17 protein-coding genes are annotated in these 20,523 nt (G+C 66.2%); 9 read left to right on the top strand and 8 right to left on the bottom strand.

Annotated features, from left to right (window positions below):
• Positions 1-1,404 carry a sulfatase-like hydrolase/transferase gene (locus BM282_RS04965; RefSeq protein WP_089877453.1) on the bottom strand — a complete coding sequence of 468 codons (1,404 nt, stop codon included), beginning with the start codon at positions 1,402-1,404 and terminating at the stop codon, positions 1-3.
• Complete coding sequence (locus tag BM282_RS04960; RefSeq protein ID WP_089877451.1) at positions 1,401-2,297, bottom strand: glycosyltransferase family 2 protein; 897 nt, start codon at positions 2,295-2,297, stop codon at positions 1,401-1,403. The genes BM282_RS04965 and BM282_RS04960 overlap by 4 nt, the downstream gene beginning before the upstream one ends.
• A 123-nt stretch (positions 2,298-2,420) precedes the next feature.
• Between BM282_RS04960 and BM282_RS04955 the strand changes: the two genes are divergently transcribed.
• Positions 2,421-3,569, top strand: coding sequence for a glycosyltransferase family 4 protein (locus tag BM282_RS04955; RefSeq protein ID WP_089877448.1), 1,149 nt, complete (start codon positions 2,421-2,423; stop codon positions 3,567-3,569).
• A 114-nt stretch (positions 3,570-3,683) separates the two neighbouring features.
• Complete coding sequence (locus BM282_RS04950; RefSeq protein ID WP_089877445.1) at positions 3,684-6,851, top strand: oligosaccharyl transferase, archaeosortase A system-associated; 3,168 nt, start codon at positions 3,684-3,686, stop codon at positions 6,849-6,851.
• Between the two features lie 284 nt (positions 6,852-7,135).
• On the opposite strand, the gene aglM is transcribed toward BM282_RS04950, so the two are convergent.
• On the bottom strand, positions 7,136-8,428 hold the full coding sequence (aglM, locus tag BM282_RS04945; RefSeq protein WP_089877442.1) for a UDP-glucose 6-dehydrogenase AglM: 1,293 nt from the start codon (positions 8,426-8,428) through the stop codon (positions 7,136-7,138).
• 150 nt (positions 8,429-8,578) lie between these two features.
• On the opposite strand from aglM, the gene BM282_RS04940 reads away from it, so the two are divergent.
• Positions 8,579-9,598: a DUF368 domain-containing protein gene (locus tag BM282_RS04940; protein WP_089877439.1), complete on the top strand. Its 1,020-nt coding sequence runs from the start codon at positions 8,579-8,581 to the stop codon at positions 9,596-9,598.
• A gap of 7 nt (positions 9,599-9,605) precedes the next feature.
• Here BM282_RS04940 and BM282_RS18130 read toward each other — a convergent pair whose 3' ends face one another.
• Together BM282_RS18130 and BM282_RS04935 are read right to left on the bottom strand one after the other, a co-directional pair.
• Entirely contained in the window at positions 9,606-9,761 is a 156-nt protein-coding gene (locus BM282_RS18130; RefSeq protein ID WP_139229690.1) for a rubrerythrin-like domain-containing protein, read from the bottom strand.
• 107 nt (positions 9,762-9,868) lie between these two features.
• Positions 9,869-10,426: a class I SAM-dependent methyltransferase gene (locus BM282_RS04935; RefSeq protein ID WP_089877436.1), complete on the bottom strand. Its 558-nt coding sequence runs from the start codon at positions 10,424-10,426 to the stop codon at positions 9,869-9,871.
• 149 nt (positions 10,427-10,575) lie between these two features.
• On the opposite strand from BM282_RS04935, the gene BM282_RS04930 reads away from it, so the two are divergent.
• On the top strand, positions 10,576-10,776 hold the full coding sequence (locus BM282_RS04930; protein ID WP_089877433.1) for an HEWD family protein: 201 nt from the start codon (positions 10,576-10,578) through the stop codon (positions 10,774-10,776).
• A gap of 1 nt (position 10,777) precedes the next feature.
• Positions 10,778-11,089, top strand: a complete 312-nt coding sequence (gene cutA / locus BM282_RS04925; RefSeq protein ID WP_089877430.1) for a divalent-cation tolerance protein CutA — start codon at positions 10,778-10,780, stop codon at positions 11,087-11,089.
• A gap of 2 nt (positions 11,090-11,091) precedes the next feature.
• Here cutA and BM282_RS04920 read toward each other — a convergent pair whose 3' ends face one another.
• Together BM282_RS04920 and BM282_RS04915 are read right to left on the bottom strand one after the other, a co-directional pair.
• The gene (locus BM282_RS04920) at positions 11,092-11,769 is read right to left on the bottom strand and encodes a phosphoglycolate phosphatase (RefSeq protein WP_089877427.1); all 678 of its coding nucleotides are present in this window, start codon (positions 11,767-11,769) and stop codon (positions 11,092-11,094) included.
• A 47-nt stretch (positions 11,770-11,816) separates the two neighbouring features.
• Positions 11,817-12,986: a Cdc6/Cdc18 family protein gene (locus BM282_RS04915; RefSeq protein ID WP_089877425.1), complete on the bottom strand. Its 1,170-nt coding sequence runs from the start codon at positions 12,984-12,986 to the stop codon at positions 11,817-11,819.
• 352 nt (positions 12,987-13,338) lie between these two features.
• Here BM282_RS04915 and glpA point away from each other — a divergent pair, with 352 nt between their 5' ends.
• Genes glpA through BM282_RS04900 form a run of 3 tightly spaced genes read left to right on the top strand, consistent with a single transcriptional unit; the run spans position 13,339 to position 17,708 of the window.
• Entirely contained in the window at positions 13,339-15,147 is a 1,809-nt protein-coding gene (gene glpA / locus BM282_RS04910; protein WP_089877422.1) for an anaerobic glycerol-3-phosphate dehydrogenase subunit GlpA, read from the top strand.
• Entirely contained in the window at positions 15,134-16,399 is a 1,266-nt protein-coding gene (gene glpB, locus BM282_RS04905) for a glycerol-3-phosphate dehydrogenase subunit GlpB (protein WP_089879392.1), read from the top strand. The genes glpA and glpB overlap by 14 nt, the downstream gene beginning before the upstream one ends.
• A 4-nt stretch (positions 16,400-16,403) precedes the next feature.
• A complete protein-coding gene (locus BM282_RS04900) occupies positions 16,404-17,708 on the top strand; it encodes an anaerobic glycerol-3-phosphate dehydrogenase subunit C (RefSeq protein ID WP_089877419.1) in 1,305 nt (434 codons plus the stop codon).
• Positions 17,709-17,837: 129 nt separating this feature from the next.
• On the opposite strand, the gene BM282_RS04895 is transcribed toward BM282_RS04900, so the two are convergent.
• Positions 17,838-19,073: an FAD-dependent oxidoreductase gene (locus BM282_RS04895; protein ID WP_089877416.1), complete on the bottom strand. Its 1,236-nt coding sequence runs from the start codon at positions 19,071-19,073 to the stop codon at positions 17,838-17,840.
• A 213-nt stretch (positions 19,074-19,286) separates the two neighbouring features.
• On the opposite strand from BM282_RS04895, the gene glpK reads away from it, so the two are divergent.
• Positions 19,287-20,523: glycerol kinase GlpK (gene glpK / locus BM282_RS04890; RefSeq protein ID WP_089879389.1), on the top strand; the 1,237-nt coding region annotated here is incomplete at its 3' end.

Genomic DNA, 20,523 nt, shown 5'->3' with positions numbered 1-20,523 from the left:
TCAGAGGTAGCCCAAGTCTTCGAGTCGCTGCTTGGTTGCGGTGTTCGTCTCTCCCCTCGACTGGGAGGCGAGACCGGTCTCACGGGCGTCTTCCAACGGGACGGAGAACGACGCATCGAACTCCGCGACGTCGATTCCGTCGTCGGCCAGTCGCTCCCAACTCGGTCGGTCGGGGTCGAGTTCGTATCGCCCGGAGAACCCCGTCGAGTCCCACAGGAACTTGTCTCGACCTTCGTAGACGGCTCGAATCGTTCGGGTGAGACGCCGTCTGACCTTCTCGGAGTGGTCGTTCGACGTGGTCGAGCCGATTCGCTCGGCGAAGACGCGACTCCGACCGATATCGGGTGCTGTCCCTGATGTGAGGCCGACTATCAACTCACCCAGGTCCAGATGACTCACGTAGTCGTCGACGACGGCAGTCGAAGACGCTGGAGCGTTGATGATTAACAGTGGCACGTGCAAGAGCGCCTCCGAGAGCGACGCATTGTGCCCGATGAGGCCGTCTTCTCGCTGGTACGCGAGGTTTTCGCCGTGGTCGGCGGTGACCACGAACGTCGTCTCGCGCGTGGTCGCTTCCTCGATGCGTCCGATCAGTGCAGAGACCTTCCGGTCGAGGTACTCGACCGACGCGTCGTAGAGCTGTCGGAAGTTCTCGATATCGTCGGGGTACTCCGCCGCCTCCCCGCGGATGTTGATAGCGGCGTCGTCCAGCCTGTCGGAGTGCCAGCGGGCGGGCACGTCGTGCAACGACTGGTCGTATCCCCAAACGGGCGTGTGCGGGAGGTGCGCGTCCATGAAGTTCGCGAAGAGGAAGAACGGTCGGTCGTCGTGGTCGGCGAGTCGTTCGACGTTCTTCGCGACGATACTCGCTCCGTCGTCGGTGGGCTTCGGGAACGGGAGCTTCGCGGAGATATCTTCCAGTTGCACCACGGCACCGTTCGCGAGGCTCTCCAGCGTGTGGTCGTGTTCGAGTGCCGCGCGGACGAACGCTGCGTACTTCGAGAGACCCCGTTCGTCCGATTCGGAACCGAACTGGACGACGTCAAGGCCGTTCGGAAATCGCCGGTGCGGAGAGACATCGACGAACTCGTCGAACAGACCGTCGAACCCGTACGCGGAACTGGCGTAGACGTTCGCACTCGTTCCGACGAGTCGATGCTCGGAGAGGTCACCGAGGAACGTGTCCTCGCGCGAGAGGTGAGAGAAGTCGGGGTTGAACGCGTGGACACCGTGTTCGTGTGGCAGTTCGCCGGTGAACATGCTCGCGTGACTCGGCGGACTCCACGAACTCGCCGCACGACACTGCGTGTACTCGACGTCCGCGCGGTCTTGGAGGCGTGTCGCGAACTCCTGAAACGTGTCCATCCGCACGGAGTCCAGACACAGCAGGACGACGTTCCTCATTTGACGAGGCGTTTCTGCCCGAGTTTCGAGAGTCTGTCGGTGTCGATTTCGATACCGTACGTCTCCTCGATGTCGGAGACGGTCATCCGGTTCTCGTAGATGTACTTTTCGACCGAACCCTTCTCTTTGAACTGTTCGGGAGCCTCGTGGTGCGGTCGACCCCGCGCCTTCGCGTACGCGTAGAGATGCGTTCCGAAGTCCCACGCTTTCTTCAGTTGTCTCGCGGGATAGCTCCGGTCCTTCTCGACGATGCCGTACTGCGGGTGCGACAGCGACCACTCGAGCGCGCTCTTCAGCGTGATACCCGACTGGAAGTCACAGATCTTCCCGTGGATGTCTCGGTTGATCTCGTCCATCAGCGACTTCTCGTAACCGAGCGAGCACCCGATGGAGTCGTGCTGGAGCCAAATCATCGCGTCTCGGGCGAACAATCGACGCCACAGGTCGCGGTCCTCCGCGCCGCCGAGGTTGTAGTACGGCACGTCCAAGAGAAGACTCCGCGGAGCGATGTTGATTCCCCACCCGTGGAGCATGAACTCGAAGTCCACCTGTTCTTCTATCTGATGGTAGAGGTCGGTGAAGTCGACGATGATGTTGTCGTAGTAGTCGTCGCAGTCGAGTGATTCGAGGATGTACTCCCCCGCAGACGCCTCGAAGGAGGTGTTCCGGTCGGCGCCGAGGTAGCGGTCCGAGTCGGGGCGAAGCGAGACGACGCGGAGCATCTCGTACTCGTCTTCGAGGTCTCTGAGTATCTCTAAACTGCCGTCCTGCGACCCGCCGTCGACGACGACCATCTCGAAGGTGTCGTCGAGTTGGTCGAGCATGGCGCGGAGCGACCGCTCCACGGTCTCGACCATGTTGTAGTTGCAGACGGCGACCGTGTGCTTCACCATGTGTGTATTCCGCCCGTCCCGACTATTTCAGTGTTGTCAAACCACGTCTCTACGCCGTTTCGTGAGGCCTCCTGCACCTAGATAACACAACATATATACTTCCGTCACGGGAGCCAAAAACCGATGCACGTTGGTCTGGTGACCCCTCGCTATCCGCCGACGATGCGCGGCGGCGGCGAGGTCAGCGTACAGTTACTGGCGGAACACCTGGACCGACACGACGCCGTCTCGGACGTGACCGTGTTCAGTTTCGACGCGAGGCGTGAGGACGTCGTAAACGGCGTCACGGTCAGACGACTCGGGTCACCACCGCACGTCCTCCCGGAACTCGGGAACCTCTACGCCGCCGCCGCGTTCGAGTTCACCGAGACGGGTCTCGACGATATCGACCTCCTCCACGCCTACAACATGGCACTCAACCCCGTCGTCGGCTATCTGAGCGACCGGTACGACGTGCCGAGCGTCGCGACACTGAACTCCTACGATATCCTCCCGAAACGGACGTTCAACGTCGAGCCGAACCGGCTCCGACGACTCTACGAGCGACTCGCGTTCCCGACGACAGGCCGGGTCATCCGCGCGTACACGAGACGCATCGACCGCTTCGTCACCTTGAGCGAGGCGTCGAAGCGCGTCTACTGCGAGAACGGGTTCGACCCCGAGTCGTTCGTCGTGGTCCCCAACATGGTTGACCCCGACTTCGAACCGCTCGAACGACGAGAAGCGAACGACTGCGACGGGTACTCGGTGCTCTACGTGGGGTCGCTCATCAAGGAGAAAGGCGTCGACGTGCTCGTCCGGGCCGTCGCCCGACTCCCCGAGGACGTTACGCTCCGAATCGTCGGCGACGGCGACGAACGGGAGCGAATCGAGTCGGTGGTGACGGCACTCGACCTGGAGGACCGAGTGACGTTGGAGGGGCGCGTTCCGTACGAACGGGTGAAGCGGTACTACGCTTCCTCGGACCTGTTCGTCCACCCCGGCGTCTGGCCCGAACCGTTCGGCCGGACGCTCCTCGAAGCGATGGAGTCGGGACTCCCGGTGGTCGCAACCGACGTCGGCGGACCCGCGGAGATAGTGACCGACCCCGCGTTCAGAGCCGAACCCGGCGACTCGGAGGCACTCGCGGCGGCCATCGAACGCGCACGCGAGGCAGGTCCGTCCGTCGGCGAGGCGAACCGCGCGTCGGTAGCCGAGCGATTCTCTCCCGAGGCCGTACTCGAACAGATGCTGTCCGTGTACGACGAGGCCACCGCCGAACACGACCAGTGACGGACGGAGAGACGAGAGAGTCGGTCGACCGAGCGTCGCGCTCGACTATCCTGACAGGGAGCCTATAGACCGTCATCATAAGGCTTATGCGCGTTTTCCTCCGTCACCAAAGCGATGAGTGTAGACAACGAGCGTCGCGAGGACTACGACACGTCTTCGGTCCTCGAACGCTTCGAAGACTGGTACCACGTCCCCGCACTTCTCGTGGTGATGGCCGCCATGTTGGTCATCCGTCTCCAGTCGTACAGCAAGTTTATCAGAGGCGGAGAGGTGTTCTTCTCCGGTAACGACGCGTGGTATCACCTCAGAGAGGTGAACTACGTCGTCAGGCACTGGCCGTTCACGATGCCGTTCGACCCGTGGACGAACTTCCCCTACGGTACGAGCGTCGGGCAGTTCGGGACGCTCTACGACCAGATCGTCGCGACCGTCGCGCTGATTCTCGGTCTCGGGAGTCCGAGTCCGGAACTCGTCGCGCAGACGCTGTTGGTCGCTCCCGCCGTGTTCGGCGCGCTGACCGCGATTCCGGTGTACGTCATCGGCAAGCGTCTCGCCGGACGCGGCCCCGGCGTCTTCGCCGCCGTCCTCCTCGGTCTGATGCCCGGTCTGTTCCTCCAACGGACGCTCGTCGGCGTCTCGGACCACAACGGCGTCGAACCGCTGTTCCAAGCGCTGGCCATCGCCGCGCTGATGATCGCGTTCGCCGTCGCCGAGAAGGAGATGCCCATCTGGGAAGTCGTCTCCGAACGCGACTTCGACGCCATCGGCTCGTCCATCACGTGGGCGGCCCTCGCCGGCGTCGCGACGGCACTCTACATGTGGGTGTGGCCGCCGGGCGTGCTCATCGTCGGCGTCCTCGGGGCTTTCGTCCTCGTGAAGATGTCGAGCGACGTGGCGAACGGCCGAAGCCCCGAGCCGACGGCGTTCGCCGCCGCCGTCTCGATGGGCGTCACCGCACTGTTGATGTTCGTTCAGGTGGACCAGTTCAGCTTCTCTGCGGTTCACTTCTCTCTGGCACAACCGCTTCTCTCTCTCGCCGTCGGTGTCGGCGCGGTGTTCCTCGCGTGGGTCGCCAGGCAGTTCGAGTCGCGCGACGTCGAGCCGTCGGCGTACCCGGCGGCCGTCCTCGGTCTCGTCCTCGTCACCCTCGGGTTCCTCTACGTGGCGCTGCCGAGTGCGTGGTCGCTCATCGCGACGAACTTCTTCAACATCCTCGGCTTCGGCACCGGTGCCGCGACGCGGACCATCGGCGAGGCCCAACCGTACCTCGACCCCAACTCGCTCAGCCGACTGCAACTGACGCCGGTCAACCGCATCGTCTCCGACTACGGCTTCACGTTCTTCACGGCCATCGCGGCGGCGATCTGGATGCTCGCGAAGCCGCTCGTCTCCCGCGGCGACACGCGTGACTACGCGTACGTCGTCGGCAGTCTCTTCGCCGTCTTGCTCGTCTTCCTCGTGCCGGCCATCCCGGCCGGAATCGGGAGTCTCATCGGCGTCGGCGGCCAACTGGTCGGCCTCGCCATCGTCAGCGGCCTCATCGTCGGGGCGACGCTACTCGTCCGACAGGACCCCGAACACCTACTCGTCCTCGTCTGGGCGGTGTTCATGACGTCCGCGGCGTTCACGCAGGTTCGCTTCAACTACTACCTCGCCGCCATCGTCGTCGTGATGAACGCGTACCTCCTCGGCGAGGTGCTGTCGTTCCTCGACGTCCGCGCGACGGCGTCCAGCGTCACGGACCTCGAACTGTACCAGGTCGTCTCGCTCGTGATGGTCGTCCTCCTCATCGCAGCGCCCGTCCTCCTCGTCCCGCTCAACGTCCGAGACACCGGTAACCCGGCGTTCGACGACACGAGCACCGCGTGGCAGACGAGCGCGGCGAACGGCCCCGGCGACGTGCTTCGGTGGGACTCCTCGCTCGAGTGGATGCAAGGGAACACGCCCGCCGAAGGCACCTTCGGCGGTGCTGACAACGAGATGGAGTACTACGGCGAGTACGACGAGACGGACGACTTCTCCTATCCGGAGGGGGCCTACGGCGTCCAATCGTGGTGGGACTACGGACACTGGATAACCGTCGAGGGTGAGCGCATCCCGAACGCCAACCCGTTCCAGGAGGGTGCGACGGAGGCGGCGAACTTCCTCCTCGCGCCGAACGAGTCCCAAGCGGAGGACGTGCTGGCGTCGCAGAGCACCGAAGGCAACGAGACGCGCTACGTGATGGTCGACTGGAAGATGGCGACGCCGGGGTCGAAGTTCGGCGCGCCGGCCGTCTTCTACGACGCAGAGGAGAACTTCTCCTCCTCGGAGTTCTACGAACAGCGCGTCTACCGTCTCGACAGCAGCGGCCAGTACACGGGCGAGAACTTCCTGGTGCGCAACCAGCGGTTCTACGAGAGCATGATGACCCGCCTGTACTACTACCACGGCAGCGCCAAACAGCCGTCTCCGGTCGTCGTCGACTGGGAACCGCGGACGGTACAGACCGGCAGCGGAACGGTCACCGTCCCCGGTAACCCGGCCGGTAACGCGTCGGTCGTCCGCACGTTCGACAACATGAGCGCGGCCGAGCAGTTCGTCGAAGAGGACGGCAACTCGCAGGTCGGCGGCATCGGCGGCTTCCCCGAGGAACGCGTCGAAGCCCTCGACCACTACCGCCTCGTGAAGGTGAGCAACTCGACGGCCACCTCCTCGAACCAGTACCTGCAACTGACGTACCAGGACGCGCGGGCCGCACAGGTCAACCCGCAGGCGCTTCTGCCCGAGAGCAGCGCCTGGGTGAAGTCCTTCGAGCGCGTCCCCGGCGCGACAGTGCAGGGAAGCGGTGCACCCGCGAACACCACGGTCACCGCGAGCGTGCAGATGGAGATGCCCACGTCGAACCAGACGTTCACCTACACCCAGCAGGCCCAGACGGACGAGAACGGCGAGTTCACGATGACGCTCCCGTACTCGACGACGGGCTACGACGAGTACGGCCCCGACAACGGCTACACGAACGTCAGCGTTCGTGCGACGGGCCCGTACACCATCTCGACCGCCGCGTCGCTGAACGAGAGCGGCTACATCGTCAGCGACCGCGCGAACCTCTCGGTCTCGGAGGGACAGGTCAACGGCGCGGAGTCCGGTGACCTCTCGGTCGAACTCGAACGCAACGCGCAGAAACTCGAACTGAACACCGGTTCGAGTTCCTCGTCCGACGGCGAGGGCGACGAGGGGTCGACTTCCTCGTCGGTCGTCGCCCCCGACTCGGCGACGCTCGCCGAACCCGCGGCGTAACGCCGTCGAACGACGAGTCGACTCGTCTCGACTCGAACTCGACCAACTCTTCTTTGGGAACGTCGCTCCGACGAGCGGACGCCGTCTCCGGACGCGCGGCGAGCGGAGCGTCTACGGGTCGGAGAGGGGACGGAGAGACGAAGAGGAGCAGAGAAACGGCGGGGGCAGAGAGACGAAGAGGAGCAGAGAGAGTCGAAGGCGAACGGGGAGAGACAACGAGAGGTGGAGAAAAGCGGTGAAGGCGAAAAGCGGAGACGAGGAGAGAACGGGGTTCGGGCGTCGGCTCAGACCAGCGACTCGTAGACGATGCCGTCGCGTCGCGTGACGATGCGGCGGCCGTCGACGACGACGGCTTCCGACATCGCGTCGAACTCGTCGTCCAGGGCGGCGAACTCGTCCCAGTCGGTGACGACGAGGGCGGCGTCGGCACCGTCGAGTGCGGCGGCGGCGGAGTCGGCGTAGTCGATGTCGGGGAACTTCTCGCGGAAGTTCGCCGTCGCGACGGGGTCGTAGCCGACCACGTCCGCGCCGGCGTCGACGAGGGCGTCCACGAGGGGGATGGCGCGGGAGTTGCGCACGTCGTCGGTGCCGGGTTTGAACGCGAGGCCGAGGACGGCGACGCGCGCGCCGTCGGGGTCGACGTGGTCGCGGAGGATGTCGAGCATCCGGACGGGTTGGCGGTCGTTCACCTCCATGGTCGCCTCCAGCATCGCGGGGTCGTAGCCGACGTCGCGCGCGGCGGCGACGATGGCGGCCACGTCCTTCGGGAAGCAACTGCCGCCCCACCCGACGCCCGCGCCGAGGAACGCCGAGCCGATTCTGGAGTCCAGTCCGATGGCGTCCAGCACTTCTTTCGAGTCGACGCCGTACTCCTTGCAGATGTTCGCGAGGTCGTTCGCGAGCGAAATCTTCGCCGCGAGGAAGGCGTTGTTGGCGTACTTTATCATCTCGGCCTCCCGGATGCCCGTCTCCACGAGGGCGGCGTCGGGCGCGCGTTCGAGGAGGGGGTCGAAGACCGCGCGCATCGTCGCCGCGCCGCGGGACGTGTTCGACCCGAGGACGACCTTGTCGGGGTCTAAGAAGTCCGATACGGCGCTCCCCTCGCGGAGGAACTCGGGGTTCATGCCGACGTCGAAGTCCTCCCCCGCCGTCTTGCCGGAGTGCTCTTCGAGGATGGGCGTGATGACCTCCTCCGTCGTCGTCGGGACGACCGTGCTCTTCGTGACCACGAGGTGGTCGCTGTCCTTCTCTGCGAGCGTCGACCCGAGCGACTTCGTCGCCGCCTCCATGATGGAGAGGTCGATGTGTCCGTCGTCGTCGGAGGGCGTCGTGAGAGCGAGGAACGTCACGTCGGTGTCGAGGACGGCGTCGTAGTCCGTCGTCGCGCGGAGGCGGTCGCCGGCGTGTTCTTCGATGAGTTCGTCCAAGCCGGGTTCGTGGATGGGCGAACGGCCGTCGTTCAGCGCCTCGACGACGTCCTCGTCGATGTCGACGTTGACGACGTCGTGTCCGAGGTCGGCGAAGCACGCGGCGATGGTGGTGCCGACGTACCCGCTGCCGATGATGCTGAGCTTCATTGTGATAGTTCACTGCTCGTGAGCGTTTGAACGTTCGCCTCGCTCCCGGATTCTGCTACCGAGCGCAGTGGAGTTGCACCACGTCCGGCCGAGTCGCACGCACTCGCGCGGAGCGAAACACGGGAGTACCTCCGCGGCAAACGACCCTCCATGTCGAAGGCCGCTGACGACGCGCGCGCACAACTCTCCACCTCGTGGCTCGTCGTCTTTCTCAAAGGCGTCTGTATGGGTGCCGCCGACGCCGTCCCCGGCGTCTCCGGCGGGACCATCGCACTCGTCACGGGCATCTACGAACGACTCATCGCCGCCGTCACCGCCGTCTCGCCCGGTCGCATCGCCGCCGTCCTCGGCGGCGTCGTCCCCGCCCGTCGCGACGACGCCGTCGAGGCACTGCACGAGATGGACGTCGCCTTCCTCCTCACGTTGGGAACCGGCATCGCCGTCGCCGTCGTCAGCATCACTCGCGTCGTCCACATCGGTATCACGGAGTTCCCGGTGCCGACGTTCGGGTTCTTCTTCGGTCTCATCGCCGCCTCGGCGTGGGTGCTGTTCTCCGAAGTCGAGGTCGACACGCCCCGTCGAATCGCCGCCGCCGTCGCCGGGTTCGTCTTCGCGTTCGTCGTCTCCGGGCAGGCGGGGTCCTCGCTCGGGACGAGTCTCCCCGTCACCCTTCTCGCGGGTGCCATCGCCGTCAGCGCGATGATTCTCCCCGGCATCTCGGGGTCGCTACTCCTCATTCTCCTCGGGCAGTACGAGTACATGACTGGAACGCTCGGCGAGTTCGTCGACAGTCTCCTCGGACTCGTCCTCGGCGGGGCCGTCGCTCCCGTCGTGGAGAACGGTGTCGTCGTCGTCGTGTTCATGGTCGGGGCCGTTCTCGGACTGCTCACCGTCGCGCACGCCGTCCGCTGGGCGTTAGAACACTACCGAGAGGCCACGCTCGCCTTCCTCGTCGCCCTCATCGTCGGCGCGCTGAGAGCGCCCGTCGCGAAGACGACGGAGCAACTCGGCGAACTCGGCCGCGTCTGGACGACGGAGGGCTACGCGATATTCGCCGTGACGGCCGTCTTCGGTGCCGTCGCCGTCCTCCTCGTCGACCGATACGCGGGACTCGCGGAAGTGGACGAGGAGACTGTCGACGAAGCCGCACCCAGCGGTGGCCTCGACTGAGGGAGAACTACTCGCGCGAGACGGAGAGGTTGAACACGGCGTCGCTACCGCACCCCTCACAGGTGGTGACCGCGGTTCCCGAGACGCGCGCACCGCAGTCGCGACACTCGTAGTAGCCTTCCTCCGCCCGGTAGGGGTCGATGACCGCGTTGTTCAGTACCATGTCTTCGAGTGGCAAACTCTCGCCGATAAGCGTTGTCCTGACACAACCTAATTCGATATTCAGTACTAGATTTTCCTAGTACGGACGTCGTTCGTTAGACGTTCGTGTTATCGGCGGCGAGCGACGCAGACGAACGTCTCGCGGCGCGTCGCCGCCGTCGCCACGTCGAACCCGTGCGCCTCGAAGGCGGAGACGGCGTCGCCGAGGCCGAACCGTTCGTCCGTCGGCGGCCCGTCGTCGCCGTCGCCCGTCTTCGACCAGTCGACCGTGACGAGACGGCCGCCGGGGCGGACGACGCGGGCGAGTTCGGCGAACGCCTCGTCGCCGGCGAACTCGTGGTACACCATCGTCGAGAACGCCGCGTCGAGGTGGTCGTCCGCGAAGGGAAGCGACGCGACGTCGGCGGTGACGAACTCGACGTTCTCGGGGACGCCGTTCTCGCGGTACAGGTCGTGCATCGCCGACTGCACGTCGACGGCGTAACACGTCCCGACGTGCGGGGCCACGTCGTCGGTGTAGAATCCGGTTCCGCTGCCCAAATCGGCGACGACGGCGTCGGGGTCGGCAGAGAGAAGCGAGAGGAGTTCCTCGCGAGAACAGAACCGGTAGCGACCCTCGTCGTCTAACTTCGCGGCCCGGTCGACGTCGAACGTGTGAAATCCCATGTCCGCTGGACGGTCCGGGCGGGCAAAAACTCCGCCGGTGGCGGCGGGCCGAGAGCGGACGCGACGGGGGGGAACGCGACGAGGAGACGCAACGAGGAGACGCGAGTGACAGAGCAACTTTCTTCGCGTTGGCCGCCGTCTCTCGGCGCATGACGGGACCCACCCTCCGGACGCCGACGAGGCGGACCTGTGAAATCTGCGGGCGAACCGAGAAATGGGACGACGCCGAGGCGTCGTGGCGCGTGACCGACGCCGACGACGAGACGACCGTCGGGAGTCTCTACTGCATCCACGAGTGGGACATCAACGGCACGTTCGCGCCGTTCGAAGACGACGGCGCGGAAGCCTGAGGTGCCCACCGTCTACGTCACGGCCCCGCCCGACGCCGCCGACGAACTCGCGCGAACGCTCGTCGAAGAGCGACTCGCCGCGTGCGTGAACCGCGTCGCGTCCGACTCCGTCTACCGGTGGGACGGCGAGGTGCACGACGAGAGCGAGACCATACTCCTCGCTAAGACGACGGCGGAACGGTACGACGAACTCCGCGACCGAATCGAGGCGTTACACCCGCACGACGTGCCCTGTATCGAACGGTTCGACGAGAGCGACGTGCTCCCGGCGTACGCGTCGTGGGTCGACGCGTCGACGAGCGAAGAGACGTAGCGTTACTCGGAGAGCGAACGCAGCACCGAGAGCGTCCCGTCCATGTACGACTCGGAGAGTACCTCGTCGGCGGCGGCCCGCGCCGCCTCGTCCGCGTTGGCGACGGCGTACGACCGGCCGACGACGCCGAACGTGGACACGTCGTTGACGCTGTCACCGACGGCGACGAACTCCTTCGCGTCCATCCCGAGCGTCTCGCACAGTCGCTCGAAGCCGACTCCCTTCTCCACGCCCGGCGTCTTCACGTGGTAGGCGTAGCCGGTGTCGATGACCTCCATCTCGTGTTCCTCGGCGACCGCTCTGAGGAGCGTCTCGTCCGCCGAGCGGTCCACCGCAACTTCCGTCTCGCGCCAGTAGTTCGTGTCGTCGAACGACCCCCATCCGAGGTCGCCGCCGCGTGCGACGAACTCGTCGGCGACGGCCTGCGCGGCGTCTCTGTCGCCCGTGTACGTCACCTCGCCGGCGGCGAGTACGACCCCGCCGTTCTCGGCGACGACGTTCTTGTCGAGGCCGAGGTAGTGACAGAGACTCACCGGGTAGGGGAACGCCTTCCCCGTCGCGAGGACGACGGGCGCGTCCCACGACGGGAGGACGTCGAACGCGCGCGGGTCGAGGCGGCCGGGGTCGTCGGTGAGCGTTCCGTCGATGTCGAGAACGAGTGGCGGCGCGTCGCTAGCCATAGTCGCGGTTCGGCGTACGACGGCAAAGAGGCACCGTCCGCGGCGACTCACTCCGGCGTCGGCCCCGCCGTCAGTCGCTCGAAGACGACCGTCGGGAAGTTCGGTTCGGGCCTGGTCGGCGGACGGCCGGGGCCCTCGTCGGTCGTCTCGCCGCGGACGCGACGGACGAAGCCGTGTTCGGCGAGTTCGTACACGACCCGCTTCACCGTCGTCGCCGACAACCCCACCGACTCGTCCGCCGCGATGGCGTCCGCGGCGACGACGACGGAGGAACGGGATTCCGGCGGGAGCGACGCGAGGACGGCGAGGACGCGACGGCGACTCTCCGAGAGGGCGAGCACCTGCCCCAGCGAACAGCAGTCGTCGGGGACGGCGTCGCACCCGGCGGCGACGTGCGAGGCGTCGATTCGCGGTGCGCCCTCGTCGGTGGCGGTGACGGCGGCACCGAACAGCGCGGCGAGTCCGTCGTGCGCGTCGCCGTCCGCCCACGACGCCACGTCGCTGACCGTCTCGTGGTCGAACGCGTCGCGAGTCAGGGCGTCGGAAGCGCGCGCGGTCAGCACGTCGACGAGCGCGTGGCGTTCGTACCGCGGAATCTCGACCGTCGGTCGCGTCGCGTCGGTGAACTCCCGGCCGACGGCGACGTAAGAGAGCGCCGAGGAGAAGGGGTCCAACGCCGAGTCGAGCGTCGAGAGCGAGAGCGTCTCCGGTTCGCCGACGTGGTCGACGGCGACGACGAGACGACGCCGGTAGTCCAGTTCCGCGGCGAGTCGGTCGCGGAGCGTCTCGGTCCCGACGCCTTGCCGCGGCACGCGTTCGTCGACGACGGCGTCGAGCACCGTTCGGAGGAGCGCGAACTCCGAGGTTGCCGCCCGTGCATCGACGGCGGCGAACTCGGTGGGTGACGGTTCCGACGCTCGCGTCGTGGTCTGGATGACGCCGCGCCGCGTCGTCGTCGTCGTCGCCGCGAGGTGGTCGAACAGGGCGGAGACGACGGCGGACTTCCCCGCGCCCTTCGGGCCGACGACGCAGAACGACTCGGGGAGGCGGCCGTCGAACGTCGAGTCGAGTCTATCGAGGAGGCGTTCCAGCGTCGGCCCGCGGCCGATGGGTTCTGCGAGGTGATGCGTCGGGTTCAGCGCCGAGAGTTCACGGACGAGGCTGTGCACTCTCTCCCCGCGGCGTCGTCGACGGTCGATTCGGTCGGTGAGTCGCATGAGATACGCTGGCTATCGTTGCCAGATTCTCCGAGGACCGATAAAAACACCTGGTCTCCGGTCGCGGAACGCGAGGCGTCTCTCACCCCGGTGACGGCGGGTAAATCTCTCGGGTGGGTTCGCTCTCCGCGTCGGTGTTCGGCGGTCAGCGAGGAGCACACGTAACTATTAGGAACGTTCATCTACGTCGTAGTGTCAGACGCGAGAGCACGCGGTGAATGCGGTCGAGAACCTCTCTCACGGGAGTTGAAGGCACCTCGGGAGAGTCGGTCCCATCGGAAGAGATAGTTTACGCGTGGTGTCGGAGAGGAGGTAAAATAAAGTGGGGTCGGTCCCACCAGAAGGTAGTGAGATGACCGAAACGCCGAGCGTCCTCGTCATCGGCGGCGGGTCAACCGGGTGCGGCATCGTGCGCGACCTCGCGATGCGCGGACTCGACGTGACCCTCGTCGAGAAGGGGAATCTGACACACGGGACGACGGGGCGGATGCACGGCTTGCTCCACAGTGGAGGCCGGTACGCCGTCTCGGACCAAGCCTCCGCCAAGGAGTGTATCGACGAGAACCGCGTCCTCCGTCGCATCGCCAGTCACTGCGTCGAGATGACCGGCGGCCTGTTCGTCCAACGGCCGGAGGACGACGACGACTACTTCCAGAAGAAACTCGACGGCTGTCGCGAGTGCGGCATCCCCGCCGAAGTGCTCTCGGGCGAAGAGGCCCGCGAGATGGAACCGTACCTCGCGAAAGACGTCAAACGCGCCATCCGCGTCCCCGACGGTGCGGTGGACCCGTTCCGCCTCTGCGTCGCCAACGCCGCCGACGCCATCGACCACGGGGCGCGCGTCGAGACGCACGCGGAAGTCGTGGACGTCCTCGTCGAGGACGGCGAGATAATCGGCGTCGAAGTCGAACACCAGGACAAGGACCTCGGCATCGGCGAGGGCGAACCGGGCACGCGCGAGAAACTGTACGCCGACTACGTCGTGAACGCGACGGGCGCGTGGGCCGGACAGATAGGAGAGATGGCCGGCGTCGAAGTCGCCGTCCGCCCCTCGAAGGGCGTCATGACCATCATGAACGTCCGACAGGTCGACACCGTCGTCAACCGCTGTCGGCCGAAGGGCGACGCCGACATCATCGTCCCCCACGAGACGACGTGCATCCTCGGAACGACCGACGAGGAGGTCGAGGACCCCGAAGACTACCCCGAGGAGGGGTGGGAGGTCGACCTGATGATAGACACGCTCTCGGAACTCGTTCCGATGCTCTCGGAGGCGCGGACGATTCGCTCGTTCTGGGGCGTCCGCCCCCTCTACGAACCGCCGGGAACCGGGACGACCGACCCGACGGACATCACCCGCGACTTCTTCCTCTTGGACCACGGCGACCGCGACGACCTGCCGGGGATGGCCTCCATCGTCGGCGGGAAACTCACCACGTACCGTCTGATGGCCGAGAAGATATCCGACCACGTCTGCGAGAAGGTCGGCGTCGAGGCGGAGTGTGAGACCGCAGACGTTCCCCTCCCCGGGTCGTCGGACTTCTCCGTGCTCCGCGACTGGATGGACGAGTTCGGCATCCGTTCGCCCGTCGGCCGTCGAAGCGCCCAGCGTCTCGGGTCGCGCACGGACGAGGTACTCGGCGGGTGGGACGGACCGAACCCGACCGTCTGCGAGTGCGAAGCCGTCACGCAGGCCGAGATTCACGACGCGCTCGACCACTCGGGGACGGACCTGAACGCCGTCCGCATCCGAACCCGCGCCTCGATGGGCAACTGTCAGGGCGCGTTCTGCTGTCACCGGATGGCGAACGAGTTGATAGGAGACTACAGCGAGGTGGTCGTCCGCGACTCGCTGGACGAACTCTACCAAGAGCGCTGGAAGGGCGAGCGACACGGTCTGTGGGGCGAGCAGCTCTCGCAGGCGATGCTGAAACACCTGCTGCACGCGACGACGATGAACCGCGACGGCGACCCGGCGGCGTCGGACGAGGGCGTCGACTTCGCCGCGTTCGACACCGGCGCGAGCGCAGCCGTCGGAGCGGCCGGAGACGCCGCGGGCGACGACACCGACCGCGCGGCGACTGACGGAGGTGAGCGACGCGACGCGTCGCGAGTCTCGTCGGACTCGCGGTCAGACGGAGGGCACCATGCCGATTCGTGACGACGTCCTCGTCGTCGGCGGCGGCCTCGCCGCGACGACGGCGGCCCTCGCCGCGGCGGAGTCGGGCAAGAAAGTCCGTCTGGTCGCACACAAAAAGAGCACGCTCAGACAGGCGAGCGGGCTGATAGACGTTCTCGGCTACGCCGACGGCGACGGACCGCACGCCGACCCGTACGCGGCGATGGCCGACCTGTCCGAGGACCACCCCTACCGCATCCTCGGCGAGGAGGCGGTGAGAGAGGGTCTCCGCATCTTCGACGAAGCGGTCGGCGAGATGTACGCGGGCGGGCACACCGACACGAACGCGCTCGTTCCGACCTACGGCGGGACGGTCAAACCGACCGCCCGCTACCCCGCGTCCGTCGCGCCGGGTCTGGCGAGTATCGACGAAGACACGCTGTTCGTCGGCTTCGAGGGGACGACGGACTTCGCGGCGAACGTCGTCGCGGAACACGTGGCGAACGCGGGCGTCCCGTTCGAGACGCGCGGCGTCACCCTCCCGTTCCCGAAACGGTTCCGCGCCGACGCTCGACTGACCCGGTTCGCGAAGGCGTTAGACGAGGACGAACGCGTCGACCGCGGCGTCGGCGTCCGGCGCGCCCTCGCGGACACGGTTCGCGAACACACGAGCGGCGAGGACCGCGTCGGCTTCCCGGCGATGCTCGGCGACGTGCACGGCGACGAGGTCCGGGAGGACTTGGAGTCTCGACTCGGCATGTCGGTGTTCGAGGTGCCGACGGGGCCGCCGAGCCTCCTCGGCTTGAAGCTCGAAGACCGCCTGTTCGACGCCTTAGACGACGCCGGCGTCCGCATCGCGACGGGCAACCCCGCCGTCGGCTACGAGGCGGACGGCGACCGAATCGAGGCGGTGTACGTCGACCAGAAGGGGAGTCGCGTCCCCTACCACGCAGAGCAGTTCGTCCTCGCGACGGGCGGACTCGTGGGGAAGGGAATCGACTCCGACCGCGAGGGCGTCACCGAACCGCTGTTCGACTGTCACGTCCCGCACGCCGAGGACCGGTACGACTGGTCCGAGGAGGCGGCGTTCGGCGACCACGCGTTCGCGCGGTTCGGCGTCGTCCCCGACGAGGAGATGCGACCCACGACGGCGAGTGGCGAACCACAGTTCGAGAACCTCCGGGCGGCCGGCGGCGTCGTCGGCGGCGCGGACGTGGCACGCGAGAAGTCCGCGAGCGGCGTCTCACTGGCGACGGCGGCAGTCGCGGGCGGCCGTGCCGGAGAGGAGGCCTGACCACATGAGCGACGCACAGACACCACCATCCGACTTCGGCGTTGACGAACAGAACGACTTCGAACCCGTCCAGGTGTTCGACGACGAGACGAACATGGACCTCCGCCCCGGCGCGGACAACTGTTACAAGTGTACCGCCTGCGACACGTCGTGTCCGGTGGCGGAAGTCGACGACGACTTCCCCGGGCCGAAGTTCCAGGGTCCGGAGCAGTGGCGACTCAAGCGCAAGGGCGACGAGGACATCGACGACTCCATCATGTCGTGTTCGAACTGCATGCGCTGTGACGGCGCGTGCCCGTCGAGCGTCCCCCTGAGCCAGATGCACAACACCGCTCGCGGGGAGTACGTCGACGAACAGATGGACAAACTCTCGCGGGAGTACGTCCGAAACCGCATCCTCTCGAACTACCGACTGCTGGCCGAACTCGGGAGCAAGGTGCCGCGACTCACCAACTTCGTGATGGGCAACTCGCTCGTCCAACAGGTGAACGAGAAACTGCTGGGAATCACCGCCGAGAGGGAGTTCCCCGAGTTCGCCGAACAGACGTTCCGCGAGTGGTGGGCCGAACGCGGCGGCGCGAAGGTGTCCTCCGAGGAGAAGAAGATAGCGTACTTCCACGGCTGTTACTCGAACTACAACACTCCGGAGGTGGCGAAGGCACTCGTCCGCGTGTACGAGGAGTTCGGCTACGAGATAGCCGTCCCGAGACAGCGCTGTTCCGGCACGCCGATGTTCGCCAACGGGATGCTCGACGACGCCGAACGCGCCGCCGCGGTGAACGTCTCGGAGTTCGACGACCTGATAGACGAGGGCTACGACGTGGTCGCCTCCTGTACCTCCTGTTCGATGTCGCTGAAGCAGGAGTACCCCGAACTGTTCTCGTTCTCGGGAACCGAGCGAGTCTCCGCGCACACGTTCGAGGCGATGGAGTACCTCCGCGTCCACGAGGACCTCGAAGCGGCCATCGAGGACGCCTCCGTGGAGGAACAGTCGTTCGCCTACCACGCGCCGTGTCACGCCCGAAATCAGGGTCTCGACCGGCAGGCGGTCGAACTGTTCCGCGAACTCGACGGCGTCGTCATCGAAGACGTGGGCGACTCCTGTTCGGGCATCTCGGGCACCTACGGATGGAAAGAGGAGAAGTACGACACCTCGATGAAAATCGGCGAGGAGATGTTCGACCACATGCACCACGCCGAGGGGAACGTCGGCATGACCGAGTGTCCGACGTGTTCGATGCAGATGGAACACGGCACCGGCTACGACATCAAACACCCTCTGCAACTGCTCGAAGAAGCGCTGGTCTGAGCGCCTTCGCGACGCGCTTTCGCTCTCCGCCGGAGCACGCGACTGTCTCGACCGTGAGCGAAGCGTCCGAGTCCGGCGCGGGATTCGCCGTCGCCGACGGCCGCCGATAGCGCGCGATTCCGCACTCCGTCAGTCGTCCGCGCGGCCGCGAACCACGTCCTCGTCTGTCGGTTGTGCCTCCCCGAACGCCGCGACGAAGCGGTCCAACTGTTCGGGGTCGTCCGCTCCCGGGAGTCGCTTTTCGGCCGTCTCGCACGCGGCCTCGACGCCGAGTCGGTCGCAGACGCGGTCCGCCGTCGCCTCCGCCATCTGGCGGTAGGTGGTGAGTTTCCCGCCGACGACGCTCGTGAGGTTCTCGACGCCCTCCTCGGCGTGGTCGAGGACGAAGAACCCGCGAGAGATACCGCGGGCACCGCCTCGGGAGTCCTCGTCGGGGGCGTACAGCGGTCTGACGCCCCACCAGACCCGCCGTTGTTCGGCGTCGGCGACGGCCGGGAGCATCTTCCCGCACTCCTCGCGCATCGCCACTACCTCTTCGGCGTCCTGCGGGTAGTCGTCCGGGTCGTCGACTTCGACGCTCGTCGTGCCGAGGACGACTTCGCCGTCGTGCGGGACGACGATGTCGCCGTCTTCGGGGTCGCGGGCGCGGTTGAGTACCGGGCCCAACCCCTCGTAGTCGACGGAGACCATCACGCCCTTCGTCGGGCGCAGCTCCACGTCGACGCCGGCCATCTCGCCGAGTTCGCCCGCCCACGCGCCGGCGGCGTTGACGACGTGCGTGGCTTCGATGGTGTCGTCGACGCTGCCGCCGACGGCGACGGCGACGACTTCCCCGCCCTCGACGCGCATCCCCTCGACGGGCGCGTCCGTGAGGATGGTCGCGCCGTGGTCGCGGGCGTCCGCCGCGTTGGCAGCGACGAGGCGCGAGGGGTAGACGACGCCGTCGGGCACCTTCATCACCCGTTCGACGCCCGCGGAGAGGTCGGGTATCTCCGCGCGAATCTCCTCGCCGGAGAGCGTCTCGGTCGGGATACCGATGTCCTCGCAGGCCGCGCGCTTGGCGTCGAAGTACCCTGGGTCGTCGCCTTCGAGTTGGACGAACAGACCGCCCGTGTCGCGGATGCACTCACCCGCGATATGTCTCAGTATTCGATTCTCTTCGATGCACTCGCGCGCGCCGACTTCGTCGGCCTCGGCGTACCGCGCACCGCTGTGTAAGAGCCCGTGTGACCGCCCGGACGTTCCGGACGCCAGGCCCCCGCGTTCGACGAGTGTCACCTCGACGCCGCGGAGTGCGAGGTCACGAGCGATTCCGGCACCCGTCGCACCACCGCCGACCACCAGCACGTCGGTGTTTCGCGTCATTACCAGATGTTGGTCCGCGCGGGTATGGGTCTGACGGCGACGGAACTCCCTGACCGCCCGACTGTACCGCGAACGTTCGAACTGTACGGACATTCGCAAACGTGGTATTTGAGAAACGTTTATGCTAATTCTTGGGGTCTGTTAGCACGTTCGGCGTACCGCGGCGTCGCCGACGGCGGGCCCGTGGGGCCGGCAGGAGTTGGAGTTGTAATCATGACAAACGAAACATACGTCGGAGCCATCGACCAGGGCACTACCGGAACCCGCTTCATGGTCTTCGACCACGACGGCCGAGTCGTCGCCAACGCGTACCGAAAACACGAACAGATCTACCCCGAACCCGGCTGGGTCGAACACGACCCCGAAGAGATTTGGGAGAACACCGAGGCCGTCATCCTCGACGCCCTCGACGAAGCCGACCTCGACGCAGAGCAACTCGAGGCTATCGGCATCACCAACCAGCGCGAAACCACCCTCATCTGGGACCGCGAAACCGGCAAACCAATCGCCAACGCCATCGTCTGGCAGGACCGGCGCACCACCGACCGCATCGAGAAACTCCAAGACGAAGGCAAAGAAGAGTGGGTCCGCGAGAAGACCGGCCTCGAACCCGACGCATACTTCTCCGCGACCAAAGCAGAGTGGCTCCTCGACAACACCGACCAGATCAAACTCGCGCGCATGCGTCCCGACGACGTCCGTGACCGCGCCGAGGACGGCGAGTTGATGATGGGTACCATCGACTCGTGGGTCATCTACAACCTCACCGGCAACCACATCACCGACGTCACCAACGCCTCCCGAACCATGTTGTTCAACATCCACGACATGGACTGGGACGACGAACTCTTAGACGAGTTCAACGTCCCCGAGGCGCTTCTCCCCGAAGTCCGACCCTCGTCGGACGAGGACACCTACGGCTCGACCGACGCCGACGGCTTCCTCGGCGCGGAAATCCCCGTCGCCGGCGCGCTCGGCGACCAGCAGGCCGCGCTGTTCGGACAGACCTGCTTCGACGCCGGCGACGCCAAGAACACCTACGGTACGGGGTCGTTCATGCTCATGAACACCGGCGACGAAGCCGTCATGAGCGAGAACGGCCTCCTGACGACGGTGGGCTTCCAGCGCTCCGGCGAACCCGTCCAGTACGCCCTCGAAGGCTCCATCTTCATCACCGGCGCCGCTATCGAGTGGCTCGAAGATATGACCCTCATCGAGGACGCCGCCGAGACAGAGGAACTCGCCCGCTCGGTCGACTCCACCGACGGCGTCTACTTCGTCCCCGCCTTCGCCGGCCTCGGCGCGCCTCACTGGGACCAGCGCGCACGCGGCACCATCGTCGGCATGACACGCGGCACCCGACGCGAGCACGTCGTCCGCGCGACGCTCGAATCCATCGCGTTCCAGACCCGCGACGTCGCCGAAGCCATGCAGGAAGACAGCGATATCG

The organism is Halogeometricum limi (assembly GCF_900115785.1).
In the GTDB taxonomy this organism is placed as follows: domain Archaea; phylum Halobacteriota; class Halobacteria; order Halobacteriales; family Haloferacaceae; genus Halogeometricum; species Halogeometricum limi.
The sequence above is the reverse complement of the archived record's forward strand: the minus strand, read 5'-3'. Positions and strand labels throughout refer to the sequence as shown.

Coding starts and splice junctions, on each gene's coding strand:
- BM282_RS04965 (WP_089877453.1), bottom strand. CDS start 1,404: ATGAGGAACGTCGTCCTGCTGTGTCTGGACTCCGTGCGGATGGACACG.
- BM282_RS04960 (WP_089877451.1), bottom strand. CDS start 2,297: ATGGTGAAGCACACGGTCGCCGTCTGCAACTACAACATGGTCGAGACC.
- BM282_RS04955 (WP_089877448.1), top strand. CDS start 2,421: ATGCACGTTGGTCTGGTGACCCCTCGCTATCCGCCGACGATGCGCGGC.
- BM282_RS04950 (WP_089877445.1), top strand. CDS start 3,684: ATGAGTGTAGACAACGAGCGTCGCGAGGACTACGACACGTCTTCGGTC.
- aglM (WP_089877442.1), bottom strand. CDS start 8,428: ATGAAGCTCAGCATCATCGGCAGCGGGTACGTCGGCACCACCATCGCC.
- BM282_RS04940 (WP_089877439.1), top strand. CDS start 8,579: ATGTCGAAGGCCGCTGACGACGCGCGCGCACAACTCTCCACCTCGTGG.
- BM282_RS18130 (WP_139229690.1), bottom strand. CDS start 9,761: ATGGTACTGAACAACGCGGTCATCGACCCCTACCGGGCGGAGGAAGGC.
- BM282_RS04935 (WP_089877436.1), bottom strand. CDS start 10,426: ATGGGATTTCACACGTTCGACGTCGACCGGGCCGCGAAGTTAGACGAC.
- BM282_RS04930 (WP_089877433.1), top strand. CDS start 10,576: ATGACGGGACCCACCCTCCGGACGCCGACGAGGCGGACCTGTGAAATC.
- BM282_RS04920 (WP_089877427.1), bottom strand. CDS start 11,769: ATGGCTAGCGACGCGCCGCCACTCGTTCTCGACATCGACGGAACGCTC.
- BM282_RS04915 (WP_089877425.1), bottom strand. CDS start 12,986: ATGCGACTCACCGACCGAATCGACCGTCGACGACGCCGCGGGGAGAGA.
- glpA (WP_089877422.1), top strand. CDS start 13,339: ATGACCGAAACGCCGAGCGTCCTCGTCATCGGCGGCGGGTCAACCGGG.
- glpB (WP_089879392.1), top strand. CDS start 15,134: ATGCCGATTCGTGACGACGTCCTCGTCGTCGGCGGCGGCCTCGCCGCG.
- BM282_RS04900 (WP_089877419.1), top strand. CDS start 16,404: ATGAGCGACGCACAGACACCACCATCCGACTTCGGCGTTGACGAACAG.
- BM282_RS04895 (WP_089877416.1), bottom strand. CDS start 19,073: ATGACGCGAAACACCGACGTGCTGGTGGTCGGCGGTGGTGCGACGGGT.